At 60.9% G+C, this 15,903-nt stretch carries 12 protein-coding genes; 8 read left to right on the top strand and 4 right to left on the bottom strand.

Annotated elements, in window-relative coordinates:
- Positions 1 to 6: 6 nt before the first annotated feature.
- Positions 7 to 1,461 (bottom strand): aldehyde dehydrogenase family protein, encoded by a 1,455-nt coding sequence (locus tag PMI07_RS11765; protein WP_007751906.1) that lies wholly within the window; start codon positions 1,459 to 1,461, stop codon positions 7 to 9.
- A 335-nt stretch (positions 1,462 to 1,796) separates the two neighbouring features.
- Between PMI07_RS11765 and PMI07_RS11760 the strand changes: the two genes are divergently transcribed.
- From PMI07_RS11760 to PMI07_RS11740, 5 genes are all read left to right on the top strand, one after another.
- Positions 1,797 to 2,744 (top strand): LysR substrate-binding domain-containing protein, encoded by a 948-nt coding sequence (locus tag PMI07_RS11760; protein ID WP_007751910.1) that lies wholly within the window; start codon positions 1,797 to 1,799, stop codon positions 2,742 to 2,744.
- A gap of 209 nt (positions 2,745 to 2,953) precedes the next feature.
- Positions 2,954 to 3,409 carry a tripartite tricarboxylate transporter TctB family protein gene (locus tag PMI07_RS11755; RefSeq protein WP_007751913.1) on the top strand — a complete coding sequence of 152 codons (456 nt, stop codon included), beginning with the start codon at positions 2,954 to 2,956 and terminating at the stop codon, positions 3,407 to 3,409.
- Between the two features lie 18 nt (positions 3,410 to 3,427).
- Entirely contained in the window at positions 3,428 to 4,933 is a 1,506-nt protein-coding gene (locus PMI07_RS11750) for a tripartite tricarboxylate transporter permease (RefSeq protein WP_007751916.1), read from the top strand.
- 37 nt (positions 4,934 to 4,970) lie between these two features.
- On the top strand, positions 4,971 to 6,956 hold the full coding sequence (locus tag PMI07_RS11745) for an FAD-dependent oxidoreductase (protein WP_007751918.1): 1,986 nt from the start codon (positions 4,971 to 4,973) through the stop codon (positions 6,954 to 6,956).
- Positions 6,957 to 6,988: 32 nt separating this feature from the next.
- A complete protein-coding gene (locus tag PMI07_RS11740; RefSeq protein ID WP_007751920.1) occupies positions 6,989 to 7,966 on the top strand; it encodes a tripartite tricarboxylate transporter substrate binding protein in 978 nt (325 codons plus the stop codon).
- Positions 7,967 to 8,029: 63 nt separating this feature from the next.
- Here PMI07_RS11740 and PMI07_RS11735 read toward each other — a convergent pair whose 3' ends face one another.
- Genes PMI07_RS11735 through PMI07_RS11725 form a run of 3 tightly spaced genes read right to left on the bottom strand, consistent with a single transcriptional unit; the run spans position 8,030 to position 11,902 of the window.
- Positions 8,030 to 8,398: a cupin domain-containing protein gene (locus tag PMI07_RS11735; protein WP_007751922.1), complete on the bottom strand. Its 369-nt coding sequence runs from the start codon at positions 8,396 to 8,398 to the stop codon at positions 8,030 to 8,032.
- A gap of 16 nt (positions 8,399 to 8,414) precedes the next feature.
- Complete coding sequence (locus PMI07_RS11730) at positions 8,415 to 10,199, bottom strand: thiamine pyrophosphate-binding protein (RefSeq protein WP_007751923.1); 1,785 nt, start codon at positions 10,197 to 10,199, stop codon at positions 8,415 to 8,417.
- Positions 10,196 to 11,902, bottom strand: coding sequence for an FAD-binding protein (locus tag PMI07_RS11725; RefSeq protein WP_245277126.1), 1,707 nt, complete (start codon positions 11,900 to 11,902; stop codon positions 10,196 to 10,198). The genes PMI07_RS11730 and PMI07_RS11725 overlap by 4 nt, the downstream gene beginning before the upstream one ends.
- Before the next feature lie 381 nt (positions 11,903 to 12,283).
- Between PMI07_RS11725 and PMI07_RS11720 the strand changes: the two genes are divergently transcribed.
- From PMI07_RS11720 to tcuB, 3 genes are all read left to right on the top strand, one after another.
- On the top strand, positions 12,284 to 13,231 hold the full coding sequence (locus PMI07_RS11720) for a LysR family transcriptional regulator (RefSeq protein WP_024163753.1): 948 nt from the start codon (positions 12,284 to 12,286) through the stop codon (positions 13,229 to 13,231).
- Positions 13,232 to 13,309: 78 nt separating this feature from the next.
- Positions 13,310 to 14,731 carry an FAD-dependent tricarballylate dehydrogenase TcuA gene (gene tcuA, locus PMI07_RS11715; RefSeq protein ID WP_007762368.1) on the top strand — a complete coding sequence of 474 codons (1,422 nt, stop codon included), beginning with the start codon at positions 13,310 to 13,312 and terminating at the stop codon, positions 14,729 to 14,731.
- A 4-nt stretch (positions 14,732 to 14,735) separates the two neighbouring features.
- Entirely contained in the window at positions 14,736 to 15,875 is a 1,140-nt protein-coding gene (tcuB, locus tag PMI07_RS11710; RefSeq protein ID WP_155956497.1) for a tricarballylate utilization 4Fe-4S protein TcuB, read from the top strand.
- Positions 15,876 to 15,903: the final 28 nt, after the last annotated feature.

Raw genomic sequence — 15,903 nt, 5'->3', positions numbered from 1 at the left:
CTGAATTCAGGATAGAAAGGTAACGACGCGCTCCTCGCTCATTTCCCGGATGGCATAATGCGGTCCTTCGCGGCCGAAGCCGCTGTCCTTGGAGCCGCCGTAGGGCATCAGATCGACGCGCGACGAAGACGTTTCATTGATATGCACCCCGCCGACATGCAGTTTCCTGGCGAAAAGAAACGCGTCGTCCAGCCGGTTGGTGAACACACCGCTGGCAAGACCGTAGGCTGTCGAGTTGATGCGTGCGATCGCCTGTTCGCTGCTGCGATAGGCCTCTATCGATACCACGGGGCCGAACAGCTCCTGGCAGCCGATTTTCATCGTCGGCGGCACATCCCGCAACAATGTCGGGGCGACCATCGAACCCGTCCGGCGACCTCCCGCAAGAAGCGTGGCGCCGCCATCCAATGCTTCGCTGATCCAACTCTCGACACGTTTTGCCTCGTCGAGCGAAATGAGCGGACCGGTAACGCAACCGGGTGCGGCGGGATCGCCGGACTTCAACGGAGCTACCAATCCGGCAAGGCTCTCGGAAACTTCGTCCAGCCGGCTTTCATGGACGAGAAGCACCTGAATGGAAGTGCAGACCTGGCCGGCTTTGCGATACCCCGCGGAGACGACCTTCGGCAGCGCCCGGCTAAGATCGGCATCCTCGGCAATAACCGTGAAGGCGATTGACCCCAACTCCATTTGGGTGCGGCGCAGGCCGGCCTGGGCCTGGATGATGCGCCCCACTTCCGTCGATCCGGTAAAGGCGACATAGCGGATGCGGGGATCGTTGAGAGCCGCCGAAACCGCCGGGCCTTCGCCATGAAACAACTGAACATATCCGGGCGGCAAGCCGGCATCGAGCAGGACTTGAACCAGCAGCGAGGTGCTGGCCGGGGTGACGCTGGCCGGTTTCAGCAACACGACATTGCCGGCCCCTATCGCCGGGGCGATCTTGTGCGCGACCGTGTTCAGTGGAGAGTTGAAAGGCGTCACGGCAAGCACGATGCCAAGCGGTACCCGCAGCGTCATCGCAATACGCCCTCCTTGCGATGGTGCTCCAGCCACCGGGATGATATCGCCTGAAAAGCGCCTCGCCTCTTCTGCGGCAAGCTTGAGGGTCAGGCACGTCCTGTGGATTTCCCCCTCGCAGTCGGCCGTCGTGAACCCCGTCTCCGGCCGCATGACAGCGAGGAAATCGGTCAATCGGGACTTTACGAGATCGGCGGCGCGATCCAGAATCGCTCCGCGATCATAGGGCGAGAGCCGATCCGCCTCGAACCTGTCTTGCGCGATCGCGATCATGCGGCCAATCTGTTCCGGCGACGCGGCGGCCCTCATCCCCAACCGCTTCAGCGTATATTTGTCGAGGATTTCCCGCGACGCCGCTTCGCCGGCCACCCACTCCGAACCGATCAGAATAGGATACGTCGCCTCTCTGGATGCAGGTATGTCCATGTTCGGATCTAACATTCCGGTCTCTGCCTTCAGATGCGGGCCATTCTTCTGCCGACTGAAAACTTGCCAGTTCGGCCTGATGTGCAGAAGCCTAGAAGGCAGCTCCGCAATCCGCCAATATTGTTTTAAGGGAGCCCCATAAGCTGAATGTATTGCCTTCCCGAGAAGTCTGGTGCTATCTGGTATACCAAAAAATGGTTTCCGCACGTGTCGCCACATAAGCGGAAGGGGGACAAACCATTCAATTCAGGGCGGCCGCCGCCGATCCCTGTCAAACCCACAAATCGAGACGAGGGGACGGTTGGCGAGCCGGCGGTGCGACTGGAAGCGATGATTGCGGGGAGGCCGTCATGGACGTCAAGCAGCTGAAATATTTCGTGACGATCGTAGAATGCGCCGGCTTCACACAGGCTTCGCGAGAACTGAATATCGCCCAACCGGCCCTTAGCCAACAGATATCGAGGCTCGAATACGAGGTCGGCGCGCCCCTTCTGTTGAGAAGCCCCCGCGGTGTGACACCCACGCCGAAGGGGCTGACGCTCTATCGTCACGCCAAGTTCATCCTGCGACAGATCGATCAGGCACTTGTTCTGACGCGCGAGACTCAGACTGAAGTGTCCGGTCGCGTCACGATCGGCCTGCCGCCGACGACGATCTGTCAGATCGGGACGGAGATAACCGAAGTGATGCATCGCAAGTATCCGGGCATCCTCCTGAACATCGTCGAAGGATTGAGCGGATCGCTCCAAGGAAAGGCGCGATCGGGGGACCTCGACCTGACGATACTCTTCACGCCGTCGGCCGTGCCTGGATCGCAACATAGCCCGCTGTTTCGCGAAGAACTGTTCGTCGTTTTTCCTGCCGAACGGGACCTGTTTCCCAAAAGCAAGATCAACGTGGCGATCCGCGACCTCGCGGACGTGCCGTTGATACTTCCCAGCCAGCAGCACGGCCTGCGCAGGAGGATCGATATCGAATTCGAAAGGCTGGACATTACGATAACGCCGTTGGCGGAAATCGACTCTCTTCCGATCCTGATGCGATGTCTCCTGCGCGGGATGGGGGCAACGATCAAGCCGCATTCCGCGGTGAACGTGTTTGGCCCCGAACACAGCGGCGTGTGGCGCTTTCTTCCCGTCAAGGACGTCGCTCTGTCTCGTGTGAACTATCTCTACAGCGCGCCTGACAAGGAAACGTCTCCGGCCATTCGGGTTGTGGCCCAGGAAATCCGCAACGTCGTTTGCGATCAGATCAAGACCGGTCGCTGGATCGGCGTCGAAGCGATCGCAGCAGCTTGATGGCAATCAGGGCATCACGGCAATTCCCGACGGCGATGCTTGGCAAAGCTTTCGGCTATAACGGATCGCTATGAGCATCTCCGAAAAGCCTATTGGCGCTCTCGCTGCAGACGCTCCTAGTATCAGGATCAATCAAGCGCCGTTCGGAAGCGTTGTCGTGGCCGACCAGGCTAGGCGATTGCAGCCGATGGTCAGGGGAGGAGACTGGCTTGAAAGCACGCGATTATGCCGCAAATCTGTTCCTTCTTGGCTTCGCCCTTCTTATCATGAAGGCTTCGTATGGCCTCGGCCTCGGCACGATGCGGGTTCCGGGAATGGGTTTCACCGCATTCTGGGCGGCATTCATCATGGCCGTCCTGTCTGTGGTCCATTTCGTGGTGATCTACACCAAGGCTGATGAGGTTATCGGCGCGGCGTTGCTTGGACGCGCGCTCGTCACCAAGATCCTACCGGCTTTCGCCGTTCTTTTTGCCGCTACGTGGCTCATGTCGAGCATCGGATTCGTCACGACGATCTGTCTTCTGATGACGGCCCTCATCATTATCGTCCGTCAGAAGGTGACCTGGAGCGCGCTGCCTGTGGCAGTCGTGACAGCGGTCGCCTGTCATCTGCTGTTCCAGACGCTTCTGAGTGGACAGTTTCCCCGTGGCGCCTTCGGCTTTTAATAGGAAGAGGCATGCCCGGTGGATAATCTAAGTCATATCATTTTCGGCTTCGGAATTGCATTTCAGTGGGACAATCTCGTCTTCTGCATGGCCGGGGTGCTGATCGGCACGCTGATCGGCGTGCTGCCCGGTATCGGCCCGGTCGGCGCCATGGGCCTGCTTCTGCCGGCGACGATGCACATCACGCCGACCGGCTCCCTCATCATGCTCGCCGGGATCTATTACGGAGCGCAATATGGCGGAACGATAACCTCCGTGCTGGTCCGCATTCCCGGCGAAGCCACCTCGATCGTCAGTTGCATCGATGGCTACGAGATGGCGCGGCAAGGACGTGCCGGTCCGGCGCTGGCGATTGCCGCCTGGGGTTCCTTCATAGCCGGAACCCTGTCCATCGTCGCGCTGATGCTGATCTCGGGTCCTCTGGCAAAAGCGGCCCTCGACTTCGGCCCACCGGAATATCTTGCCGCGATATGTATCGGCATGGTCATGGTGACGCAGCTTTCTCAGAATTCGCCGCTGAAGGCGATGATGATGGCAGCGCTCGGAGTGATCCTTGGCTGCGTCGGCACCGACCTCGTCACGGCACTGCCGCGTTTCACCATGGGCTTCCCCGAACTGACCGACGGGCTGGGCATCGTGCCAGTGGTCATGGGTCTTTTCGGAATAGCGGAGGTGATCGAGAACCTTGAGAACCAGGTAAGCGCCGGAAAGGTCCAGAACCGCATCAGCAGGCTGTGGCCATCGCTGCAGGACTGGACGGAAGCGAAATGGGCCATCGTCCGCGGCTCCATTTTGGGCTTCCTGATCGGCATTCTTCCGGGCGGCGGCGGCGTGCTCGCGACCTTCGTCGCCTATGCGCTGGAAAAGAAGATCTCGCGTCATCCGGAAAAATTCGGCCACGGGGCGATCGAGGGGCTGGCTGCACCGGAATCGGCAAACAACGCGGCAGCCACGGGCGGACTGGTGCCCCTGCTTTCGCTCGGTCTGCCGACCGGTCCGATCATGGCGATGCTGTTCGCCGCACTCGTCATTCAGGGCATTCAGCCGGGTCCCACGTTGATCACCAACAATCCCGATGTGTTCTGGGGCCTGGTCGCCAGCATGTATATCGGCAACGTGCTGCTGATGATCCTCAATCTGCCGCTGATCGGAATCTGGGTGCAGCTGCTCAAGACGCCGATTTGGCTGCTCTATCCAGTCATCTTCCTGTTCTGTCTGATCGGTGCATATTCGGTCAACAATTCGGTCTTCGACATCTATGTGATGCTGGTATTCGGGGTCATCGGATACCTGATGCGCAAGTTCGGCTACGAAGCCGGTCCTCTCGTTCTGGCTTTCGTGCTCGGGCCTATTCTCGAGCAAAACCTGCGTCAATCACTGCTTATTTCACGCGGCAGTTTCTCGATCTTCTTCAGTCACCCGATATCGGCGACGGGCTTTGCGATCTGCGCGCTCGTACTGCTGTCGAACGCGCTGCCATGGCTGCGCCGCCGACGCCAAGTCTACAACCAGTTTGCGGAATGACCTCGCGAACCTCCGCCCCAGTCATGGAGATTACCCAGTGCATCCACAATTTCCGGAACTCTTCAGACCCTTTCAAATCGGAAAGCTGAAGCTCAAGAACCGTATCGCGATGGCGCCGATGGGCTTTCCCGCCCTTCAGGACGTGACCGGGCTGCCGACCCAACGCTACGTGGACTACTTCGTGGAACGGGCGCGCGGCGGGGCGGGACTGCTCATCACCGGGATGCTGAAGGTCGAAGAGCAGGTGGAATATACGACCCGCAAGCGCGGGCCGGTGCGGGACGAATTCATTCGCCCCTTCGCCGACATGACTGAGGCCGTCCATTCGCTGGGCGCAAAGATATTTGCCCAGCTCTCACCGGGATTCGGCGCTTCGGCCCGGCCGGGCAGCGTCACGGGTGGACCGGTCGCGCCGTCGGCCGTGCCGAACTTCGGTGATCCCCGCATTACCTGTCGCGCGTTGAAGACCGAGGAGGTCAAGAAACTCGTCCAGGCCTACGGACGGGCGGCCGAAATCATCGCCAAGGCAGGCGTCGACGGGATCGAGCTCCACGGGCACGCAGGCTTCCTGCTCGACCAGTTCACGTGTGCTTTCTGGAACAAGCGCGACGACAGATACGGCGGGGATCTGCGCGGCCGCCTCACCTTTCCGCTCGAGATCATCGGCGAGATCAGGAAACGGCTGGGAGACGACTATCCGATCACTTACCGTTATGGGCTGACCCACTATACCAAATCCCTTCAGCAGGCCGCCCTTCCGGGAGAGGATTACATCGAAGTGGGACGAACGATCGAGGAAGGGTTGGACATGGCCGCCCTGCTCGAAGAGGCCGGCATCCATGGGCTGGCGATCGATGCGGGAACCCTTGCAGGTCATTATTGGGCGCATCCGCCGATCTACCAGAAGCACGGCTGCATGCTTCACCTTTCCGAACTCGTCAAGCGCAAGGTCTCCGTGCCCGTGCTCGCCGTGGGGCGCCTCGACGAACCCGAGCTTGCCGAACGCGCGCTACGCGACGGCCAGGCCGACATCATAACCCTCGGCAAGGCGCTGCTCGCAGATCCTTACTGGCCAAACAAGGTGTTGCGAGGCGAACTGGAGGAGATCAGGCCCTGCATCGGCTGTCATCAAGCCTGCACCGAGATGATCCATGGGCGTGAGATAAATTCCTGTACCGTCAATCCCACCTGCGGGCGCGAACGCGCCATGGAACTCACGGTCGCGTTGCGTCCGAAGCGGGTCGTGGTGGTTGGCGGCGGTGCGGCCGGCATGGAGGCCGCGCGTGTCGCGGCGATCCGCGGACACAAGGTCCGGCTCTTCGAGCGGGAGCCCGTTCTGGGCGGACACCTGCGCGATGCGTCCGCGCCGGAAGACAAGCGGGACATCAACAAGCTCGACCTATGGATGCAGCGTCAGCTGCGCCAACTGGGCGTCGACATAAGGCTTGGTGCGACCGTCACTCCCGAAACGTTAGCCGACGAAGAGGCCGATGCCATTATCCTGGCGACCGGATCCAGCGATGTCCGCCCGTCCATACCGGTTGCCGAGGGCATGCCTGCTTCCACGGCGACCGAAGTTCTGCTCGGTGACGCCGCGCCGGCGGGCGAGGTCGTCATCGTCGGTGGTGGTGAAAACGGCTGCGAGGTTGCTCTGTGGTTGGCGCGCAAGGGCCAAAAGGTCACGATCGTCGAGGCGCTCGGTCAGCTGGTCTCCATTCCCGTTGCCCGTGCCAATCGCAACATGCTGATCGACCTGCTGAACTTCCAGGGGATTACAATTCTGACCCGGACGAAGGTCGTCGCAATCGAGCGGTCGCATGCCGTGATCCTCGGCCCGGAAGGACAGTCGAAAATTCCCTGCGACAGCGTGGTCTTTGCGGTCGGAATGAAATCGCGCGCTGCCCTTCGCGACGCGATTCAAGGCAGCATTCCGGTCCCGGTTTACACGATCGGCGATGGAGACGAACCCAAGAATATCATGAAAGCCATATGGGACGGCTTCGAGGTGGGCCGCACCCTCTAGGAACCGCATGTTTTAAAGGAGGAGGAAAAGACATGGACATCGTGAAAATCGCAATGGCGGCACTGGCGGGGATCGGCATCGCTGCCGCCGCGCCGGCGCTCGCGCAGGAATACCCCGCCAAACCGATCAACATCTACGTTGGTTACAGCCCGGGCGACAACATGGACGTGATGACACGCGTGCTCGGCCAGAAGCTGGAGAAGATCCTTGGTCAACCCATCACGATCCTCAACAAGCCAGGTGGCGCTGGCTCAGTCGCCCTCTCGCTGCTGGCCAAGGACAAGCCGGACGGCTATACGCTCGCTGCAGTCATAGAGACACCGCTCGACCGCATCCCGCTGCTGAGAAAGCTGGATTACAAGCCGGACGATTTTGCGCCTGTCCTGCAATTCGCCTCAGGCGTCACGGGTGTCGTGGTCAGTTCCAAGGCTCCCTGGAAGACCTTCCAGGAATTGCTCGACTACGCCAAGAAGAACCCGGCCAGCTTCACTTACGCGACCTCGGGTGCCGGCAGCACCATGCATGTCGCCATGCAGTATATCGGCGTCGAACGCGGGCTGGATTGGACGCACGTGCCCTATCCCGGTGCGCGCGATACGCTGACAGCGGTGCTCGGCGGACATATCAATGCGGCGGTCGGTTCGACCCAGTGGGCAAACGATGTCCGCCAGGGAAACCTGAAGCTCCTCGCAATCGTTGGAAACGAACGGATGGCAAGTTTTCCGGACGTGCCCACCACGAAGGAACTGGGCTTCAATTTCTCGGCCTCGTCGGCTTCCGTCATCGTCGCGCGGGCGGGAACCCCGCAGCCGATCATCGACAAGCTCGACAAAGCATTCAGGACGGCAATGGATGACCCGGAATTCGTGAAAACGGTCAAGAATCTCGAGCTCGATGTTCTCTATCGCGACAACCAAAAGCTCAAGACCTATCTGGCCGATACGATGACACAGTTCAAAGCCGTCATTGAGGAACTCAAGCTGCCGACCGAGTTCAATACCAGCAAGTAACGGAAAGCCGGCCGGGTCATCACGCTGACCCAGCCGGGATCCTTCGATTATCGTCCTATTCGCTCACTCGTCCTTGATAGGCGTCGTTGCAACGATGAAAGTAAGGTCGCCCAGGCCGCTGTTCTGGATGGAATGCCAGACGCCCGGCGGCAGGAATATGACGTCGTGCTTTCGCACGACGCGCCTTTCCCCATCGATCTCCATCAGTCCTTCCCCGTCGAGCACATGATAGACCTGCTCCTGGACCTTGTGGACATGATATTCCACATAGGCCATCGGGGCATAGGTCGAGATACGGTAGTCGATCTGCGTGGATCTGGTCGTCGTCGGGTGAACCAGCGCCTTCGATAAGGCCCCGCCGTAATGGGCGGGGAATTGCTGCCAGGGTTCTTCGGCGATATTGCGGACGATGGCCTTTTGTTCGGTTGCCATGGGAATATCCTCTCGCTCAGCCCAGAGGGCTCCAGGGGGCGCCGAAGACGGGCTCTTTCGGAGGTATGGGCGGAAGTTCCCAGGCGCCCGTTGCCGGCGGCCGGATGTCCGCGTCGACATGGACGTCGATCAGTGCCGGCTGGTTCGACGCCACTGCTTCCCGAAGCACACCGGCGAAATCCTGCGAGCGGGTCACGGTGTGGCCAGCAACGCCAGCCGCCTTGGCCCACATGGCAAAGTCCGGATTATACCGCTCCTTGTTCTGCCCATGATAGAAGGCCGTTCCATATTCCCGTCCTCCGAAATACGCATACTGCAGGTCGCGGATCGCGCCCCAGGCAAAATTGTTCCACACCACCCACACGACAGCGATGTTGTATTCGACCGCGGTGCAGAGAACATGCGGCACCATGGTGAAGCCCCCGTCGCCGCAGATCGAAACGCAGACCTTGTCCGGAGCGGCGAGTTTCGCCCCGAGGATGGCGCTCGGCCCAAAGCCCATTCCGGAATAACCCCAGGTGTTCAGCATCGTGCGCGGGCGGCGGGCCTCCCAGAACTGCATGAACCAGTTGTGGTGAATGCCCGAGTCCAGCGAGATGATCGCGTCGTCGGGCAGAACCGCACGGCAATCCGCGACGATGCGTTCGGGACGGATCGGCGAGGAATGGGTTTCGAAGCCCGGTTGAATGAAGTCCTTCCATTCCTTGCGCCAACCGGCGATCGCGGCATGCCATTCAGGCAGGCGCGGCTCAGTCCCGGCCTTCCGGCGGTCGAGTTCGGCGAGAAGCTGCCGGAGAAACGCCCTGGCATCCGCGAGGATCGCAATGTCCGGCGGATAGTTGCGGCCGAGTTCGGCGTGGTCGAGATCGACATGCACCAGTCTGGTGCTCGGGAAATTCCAGGAATAACCCGGTTTCCAGGATGAGGCCGAGCGATCGTCGAACCGCGCGCCGATCGCCAGCACGAGGTCGGCGCGGCGCCCTGCCTGATTGGATGCGAAGGCGCCGTTGCGGCCGATGAAGCCGAGCGACAGCGGATCGCGCATGTCGATGCAGCCCATGCCGTTGGGCGAACTGATGACCGGGATCGACAGGCGCTTCGCAAGCGCGGTCAGTTCCTCGCTCGCCTCCGAAAGCGTCACGCCGTGACCGATGAAAAGTACCGGCCGCTGTGCTTCCAGCAGCCAGTCGGCCACCCGCGCGACATCCTCGTTGCTCGCTCCGTTACGCCTGGTGTTGAAGCCGTTCCAGGCGGCTTCGTCCTTCACCTCGGCGCTTTCCTGAAACAGGTTATAGGGCACGTCGAGATTGACCGGGCCCGGGCGGCCGGTTGTCATTGTCGTTGCGGCCTGCCGCATCGCAAGCGGTAGCATTTCGACCCGGGTCGGCTGGAAGCTGCGTTTGACGACCGGCTTGATGACGTTGTTGAAATCCGCCTGATGATGCTGGTTCAGCTCCTGGAACGGACCGCGGTTGAATTGGGAGGTCGGCACGTTGGCCGTGATGGAAAAAATCGCCGACGAGTCCGTTTGAGCAACCGCGAGTCCCATGATGAGGTTGGCGGAGCCCGGCCCGGTCGACGTCAATGTCGCTGCGGGCTTGTGGGACACGCGGAAAAAGCCATCGGCCATATGGGCTGCCGTCTGCTCGTGCCTGGGCGAAACGAGCTTCACCTTGTCCTGCACGTCCAGGAGCGGATCGAGCAATCCCACATTGCCATGTCCGCATATCCCGAACACATAGGGAATTTCCTCACGCACCAGGAAATCGGCGATGATCTCGCCCCCCTTTTTCTCCGTCATATCGCTTTCTCCTCTCGAATGATGTCTGAAATGCTCGTCGCCCCGGTCCGAGCTGCCGCATGGCGCGCGGCGATCCACGCGAATGTCATCGCCTGGCCAAGTTGCGCTCCGGCGCCCGGATACTCGCCCGCGAACACCGAATGCATGTCGTTGCCGCAGACATAGAGGCCGCGTATCGGCGATCCGTCCGCATTCAGAACTTGCGCGTCATGGTTTGTCAGCAGGCCAAGGCTTGTGCCGAGCGGTGTCGGATAGACTGCGACTGCGTAAAAAGGCCCGTTTTCAATCCTGCCGAGACATGGATTGGGTTTGACCAACGGATCGCCGTTGCTGCGGTCGTAAAGGGATCCGCCCTTGCCGAAATCCAGATCGACGCCGGTGTCGGCAAACTCGTTGGCGCGTGCTATCGTTAGCGACAATTGCTCGGCTGGAACGCGAATTTCGTCTGCCAGGGCTTCGATCGACCGACCCCGTTTCAGATAGCCGCTCGCAACATGATGGCGGAGCGACAGCGCGCGTGGCCGGATGAGGCCGAGCCCGTACCGGCGGATGAAGTGCCGGTCGCAGATCAGCCAGGCCGGAATGGCGGGATGCTCCCCGTCGGCGGCATACATGCCCCGCACGAACTCGTGATACGAAACCGCCTCGTTGACGAATCTCACACCACGATGGTTCACGGCGATCAGGCCAGGCTTCGCGCGATCGAGGACGATATGCGGATAGACCACCAGACTGCCGTCATGCCGGCCGGCCACGGAACTGGGAAACCACAGCGCATTGTCCTTTCCCTGCCGGCCGAGAGCCGCTCCCATTTCGAGAGCGATCCTGATCGTGCTCCCGTCACAGCCGGGCGAAGCGGGCGTATGTTCTGGGGTTGGGGCAGGCAGATACAGGCTGCGCCACTCCCCGTTGGCGGGAAAACCGCCCCCCGCGAGAATGACAGCCGCACGTGCCCTGATGTCCTCGGCGGCCTCGCCGTTGCGAACCGTGATGCCGCGCACGACACCTCCCTCGACCAGAAGGCGGAGCGGCGTTACACCGGTCGATACCATCCCTCCCCGGTCGACGACCGCTTTCAAAAGCCGCGCCACAAGCGCGTTTCCAAGCACGAGGCGCGTCCCTCGCCGGTACTTGATTCTGTCCAGCAGATAACGGCCGACAAGCCGCATTCCCAAGCCGATTGCCGACAGGGAACGCTCCGCGTTGAGCAACATGGCTGCCTCGCCGCGGGTCACCATCAAACCGCCGAAAAGCATCAGTTCCCGTATGGGCCAGGCCAATCGGTAAAAATCTCCGCCCAGTTCCCTACCATCGAAGGCAACCGGCTCCAGTGCCCGCCAGCCCGAAGCCGCACCGGGCTTGTCCTGCCGATAGTCGGGCGCGGCCTCATAGGGTCGGAAAGCGATCCCTGCCGACGTATTAAGGTCTTCAATCATGCGCGGCGCATTGGCGAGAAAGGTGCGCCACATGGCGCTATCGCCATCTTCTCCCGTCAGCGCGGCCAGATATTCGCCCGCGCTTTGCCGTTCACCAGAAAAGCCCGCCATGTGCATAAAATGATTGTCCGGCACCCACACGGTTCCCGACGAGCGGGCGCTTGTTCCGCCGATGACGTCGAGCTTTTCGATCACGGCGACTTTGAGACCTGCGAGCAGACCGGTCAGCGCCGCCGTTAACCCGGCGGCACCGCTGCCGACAACCACGAGATCGAAGATCCTGCCCTCGGGGCCGGTCGCCGCATCAGCGGTCATCAGTCAATCTCCTCCGTCAGATGTGACCGCGACATTATGAAATTGAATTTTGCAGGACAAATATGTTTTGGTTATCGCCCCATATCGACGACGATGCCGCTTCTTCGCGCGACGACGAGAGCACGCACCTGAGCGCCTGAGTCCCGCAGGATCTGGAGCTTCTGATGCGCGTTCAGATCAACCGGAATGCCCGCGGGTCCCGAGCCATCAGGAGCGAGAAGCTCTTTTTCCGCAGGGCATGAAAAAACTCAGCCCATGGCTGGAGACTACGCTAGTTTGCGATATCACCTTATATGCTTGTGTCATGGTCTGAGGGACCTTCCGGGGAACGATGTGGAACTGAGACAGCTTAGGTATTTTGTCGCCGCCGTTGAATACGGCAGCTTGGGCAAGGCAGCAGCCGAACTCGGTGTCGTGACATCCGCGCTCAGCCAGCAGATCAGCCGTCTGGAAAGCGAGCTTTCCACCCGGCTTCTGGTCCGTGGGGCGGCCGGGGTTGCTCCGACCGAGGCAGGCGCTGCCTTCTGCCAACATGCGATGCTGGCATTGCGTCATGCCGAAGCAGCTGCAGCGGCGGCGCAGGGTGCTCGTCTGACCGGCGTCGTCGCGCTTGGCCTGGCACCTACCACGGCTACCATCCTCGCCATACCGTTGATCGAGGCAATGGGGAGGCGATATCCGCTGATCCGGCTGCAGCTTGTCGAGGGAATGTCCGGCCACCTCGCCGCCATGCTGAAGGGGCGGCAGATCGACCTTGCCGTTCTCTTCAACGCCGAGTCGGTCACCTTTGCGCGCAGCGAGGCCATCCCGCTGCTCGATGAGAGCCTGTTCCTGTTCGGTGCCGTCGCAAATTCCGTCGATGGGGTCGAGGCACCGCCAGCGAAAAATCCGGTCACGCTCGAAGAAGCCGCAACGCTGCCCCTCATTCTTCCCAGCCGCAGTCATGGCCTTCGGGTAAGCCTCGATCGCGCCTTCACGGCCGCAAACGTCAATCCCCGCATCGTCATGGAAATCGACTCGCTGGCCGTTATCATGCAGGCGGTGTCGAACCGGCACGGCTACACGATACAGCCTGGAGCTGCCCTCTCCCGCGCAGCCGTCGGCACCTTCGAAGTGCGGCCGGTGGCTGATGAAAGCGTCTACCGCACGAATTTGCTGGCAAGCCTGCCCGAACATGAGCTGTCGCCCGCCGCTCTCGCGCTTCGTGCGCAATTGCGAAAGACGGTCGGCTCGCTGGTGCGCGAGGGCCGTTGGCTGGGGGCTACTCTTCACGAAGCGTGAAGCCCTCTTCAAGCACCCGCCATGTTCCTCGACATCACGCTCCTCTAAGGTTCGCCCGAATTCAGGGGGAAAAGGGTCGTGTACGACGTACTGGTGATTGGTGGCGGAAACGCGGCGTTGTGTGCGGCTCTCATGGCGCGTGAGGCGGGCGCTTCGGTTCTGGTCCTGGAGGCTTCGCCGAAGGAATGGCGCGGGGGAAACTCCCAGCATACCCGCAATCTGCGCTGCATGCACGATGCGCCCCAGGATGTGCTTGTCGAGGCCTATCCGGAAGAGGAATTCTGGCAGGACCTCCTGAAGGTGACAGGTGGTGAGACGAACGAATATCTGGCGCGCATCGTCATCCGCGCCTCGTCGAACTGTCGGGACTGGATGCGCAGCCACGGCGTGCGTTTCCAGCCGTCACTGTCGGGCGCACTCCACACTGCCCGAACCAATGCGTTTTTCATGGGGGGCGGCAAGGCGCTTATCAACGCCTATTATCGCAGCGCCGAAAACCTTGGCGTGACGGTGCGGTACGACACGCCCGTTGCGAAGATCGAACTCGATGGCGACCGGCTCGTGGCCGCCATCACCGAAAGGGGGGAACGGCTCACGGCCAAGACCTGCGTGCTTGCCGCCGGTGGTTTCGAATCGAACCGCGAGTGGCTGCGCGAGGCGTGGGGCCGCAACGACCTCGGAGAATGGCCGGCTGACAATTTTCTCATCCGGGGCACGCGTTTCAACCAGGGCGTTCTCCTGAAAGAGATGATGAATGCCGGCGCCGATACGATCGGCGATCCTTCCCAGGGACATTGCGTCGCGATCGACGCCCGCGCGCCACTCTACGACGGCGGCATCTGCACCCGTATCGACTGCGTCTCGCTTGGCGTGGTCGTCAATAAACATGGCGAGCGATTTTATGACGAAGGTGAGGATTTCTGGCCCAAACGATATGCCATATGGGGACGCCTGGTCGCCCAGCAACCGGGGCAGATTGGCTATTCGATCATCGACCGGAAAGTCATCGGGCGTTTCATGCCACCTGTCTTTCCCGGCGTAACCGCGAGTACCCTGCCGGAATTGGCCACGAAGCTCGGACTGCCGGCGGAATCCTTCATGCGCAGTTTGGACGCCTATAATGCCGCCTGCCGCCCCGGGACGTTCGATCATACCGTCCTTGATGACTGTCGGACCGACGGCGTGACACCGGCAAAGACGCATTGGGCGCTGCCGATCGATTCACCACCCTTCTATGCCTATGCGCTTCGCCCGGGCATTACCTTCACTTATCTATCCCTGAAGGTCGATGAGACCGCTGCTGTGCGTTTCGCTGACCGGCCAAGTCCGAACCTGTTCGTTGCCGGCGAAATGATGGCCGGCAACGTGCTCGGCAAGGGTTACACGGCCGGTGTCGGCATGAGCATCGGAACGGCCTTCGGCCGCATAGCTGGCACGAGCGCCGCCGCCGCGGCGCAAGGCAGGTCAATCATCAGGAGCGAAAACCATGGCCGTCATTGATCTGATGGGCCTTGCGGCACAGGCTGAAAACGAGCTGGATGCGAATGCGGCCGAGGTTGATCGCATTCTGCACATCTGCAATGCATGCCGCTACTGCGAGAGTTTCTGCGCCGTCTTCCCGGCCATGACCCGCCGGCTCGATTTCAACGTCGCCGACGCGCATTATCTCGCCAACCTTTGTCACAACTGTTCGGCCTGCCTTTACGCCTGTCAGTACGCGCCGCCGCATGAGTTCGGGGTGAATGTCCCGAAGGCATTGGCAAAGGTCCGCAAAGACACCTATGTCGAATATGCCTTCCCGAAATCATTCGGCCGGCTTTACAAGCGGAACGGCCTGACGGTGGCGCTTGCGGTGAGCCTTGGCGTCGCCGCCTTCCTCATCGCGACGGTGCTGCTGAAGGGCAGCCTTTTCGTTCATGGGCTCGAGGCGGATTTCTATGCGATTTTCCCGCATAATCTGCTTGCTGTCCTCTTTGGCGCCGCATCGGGATTTTCGGTTATAGCCCTCGCAATCGGTGTCACCCGTTTCTGGCGCGCAGTTTCCGAGCCGGGAAGGCCGGTTACCTTGTCCCGTGCCATAAGCGAGGCCACCACGTCGGCCCTGACGCTGAAATATCTCGACGGCGGTCATCGCGACGGCTGCAACAATGAGGACGATGCTTTCACGCTGTGGCGCAAACGCTTCCATCATTTCACCTTCTATGGCTTCATGCTGTGTTTCGCATCGACCTCCGTCGCGACGCTCTATCACTATCTGTTTGCAATGGAAGCGCCCTATCCGATCCTGAGCGCTCCGGTCGTGCTCGGCACCCTTGGAGGCATCGGCCTGCTGGTTGGTCCCGCAGGCCTCCTGTGGCTCAATCTCCGTCGGAATCCGATGCAGACGGATGAAACGCAGAAATCCATGGACCGCGGGTTCATCGCGCTTCTCTTCCTGATCAGCCTGACCGGCCTCGTCCTGCTGGCCTTGCGTGAAACTTCGGCCATGCCGCTCCTTCTGGCTGTCCATCTCGGCTTCGTGATGGGATTGTTCGTGACATTGCCCTACGGCAAGTTTGCCCATGGTATTTTCCGTTGCGCGGCCTTGCTCAAGCACGCGATCGAGAAGAGGCGCCCAAATCCCATTCAAGCCGGAAACGAGTGAGCCTTGTGGAAACTGGACGTCGCATGAA

The organism is Rhizobium sp. CF080 (assembly GCF_000282095.2).
Classification (GTDB): Bacteria; Pseudomonadota; Alphaproteobacteria; order Rhizobiales; family Rhizobiaceae; genus Neorhizobium.
The sequence above is the reverse complement of the archived record's forward strand: the minus strand, read 5'-3'. Positions and strand labels throughout refer to the sequence as shown.

Bases quoted from the DNA above. Each gene is read 5' to 3' on its own strand.
- PMI07_RS11765 (WP_007751906.1), bottom strand. From the start codon at position 1,461: ATGTTAGATCCGAACATGGACATACCTGCATCCAGAGAGGCGACGTAT.
- PMI07_RS11760 (WP_007751910.1), top strand. From the start codon at position 1,797: ATGGACGTCAAGCAGCTGAAATATTTCGTGACGATCGTAGAATGCGCC.
- PMI07_RS11740 (WP_007751920.1), top strand. From the start codon at position 6,989: ATGGACATCGTGAAAATCGCAATGGCGGCACTGGCGGGGATCGGCATC.
- PMI07_RS11735 (WP_007751922.1), bottom strand. From the start codon at position 8,398: ATGGCAACCGAACAAAAGGCCATCGTCCGCAATATCGCCGAAGAACCC.
- PMI07_RS11730 (WP_007751923.1), bottom strand. From the start codon at position 10,199: ATGACGGAGAAAAAGGGGGGCGAGATCATCGCCGATTTCCTGGTGCGT.
- tcuB (WP_155956497.1), top strand. From the start codon at position 14,736: ATGGGCCTTGCGGCACAGGCTGAAAACGAGCTGGATGCGAATGCGGCC.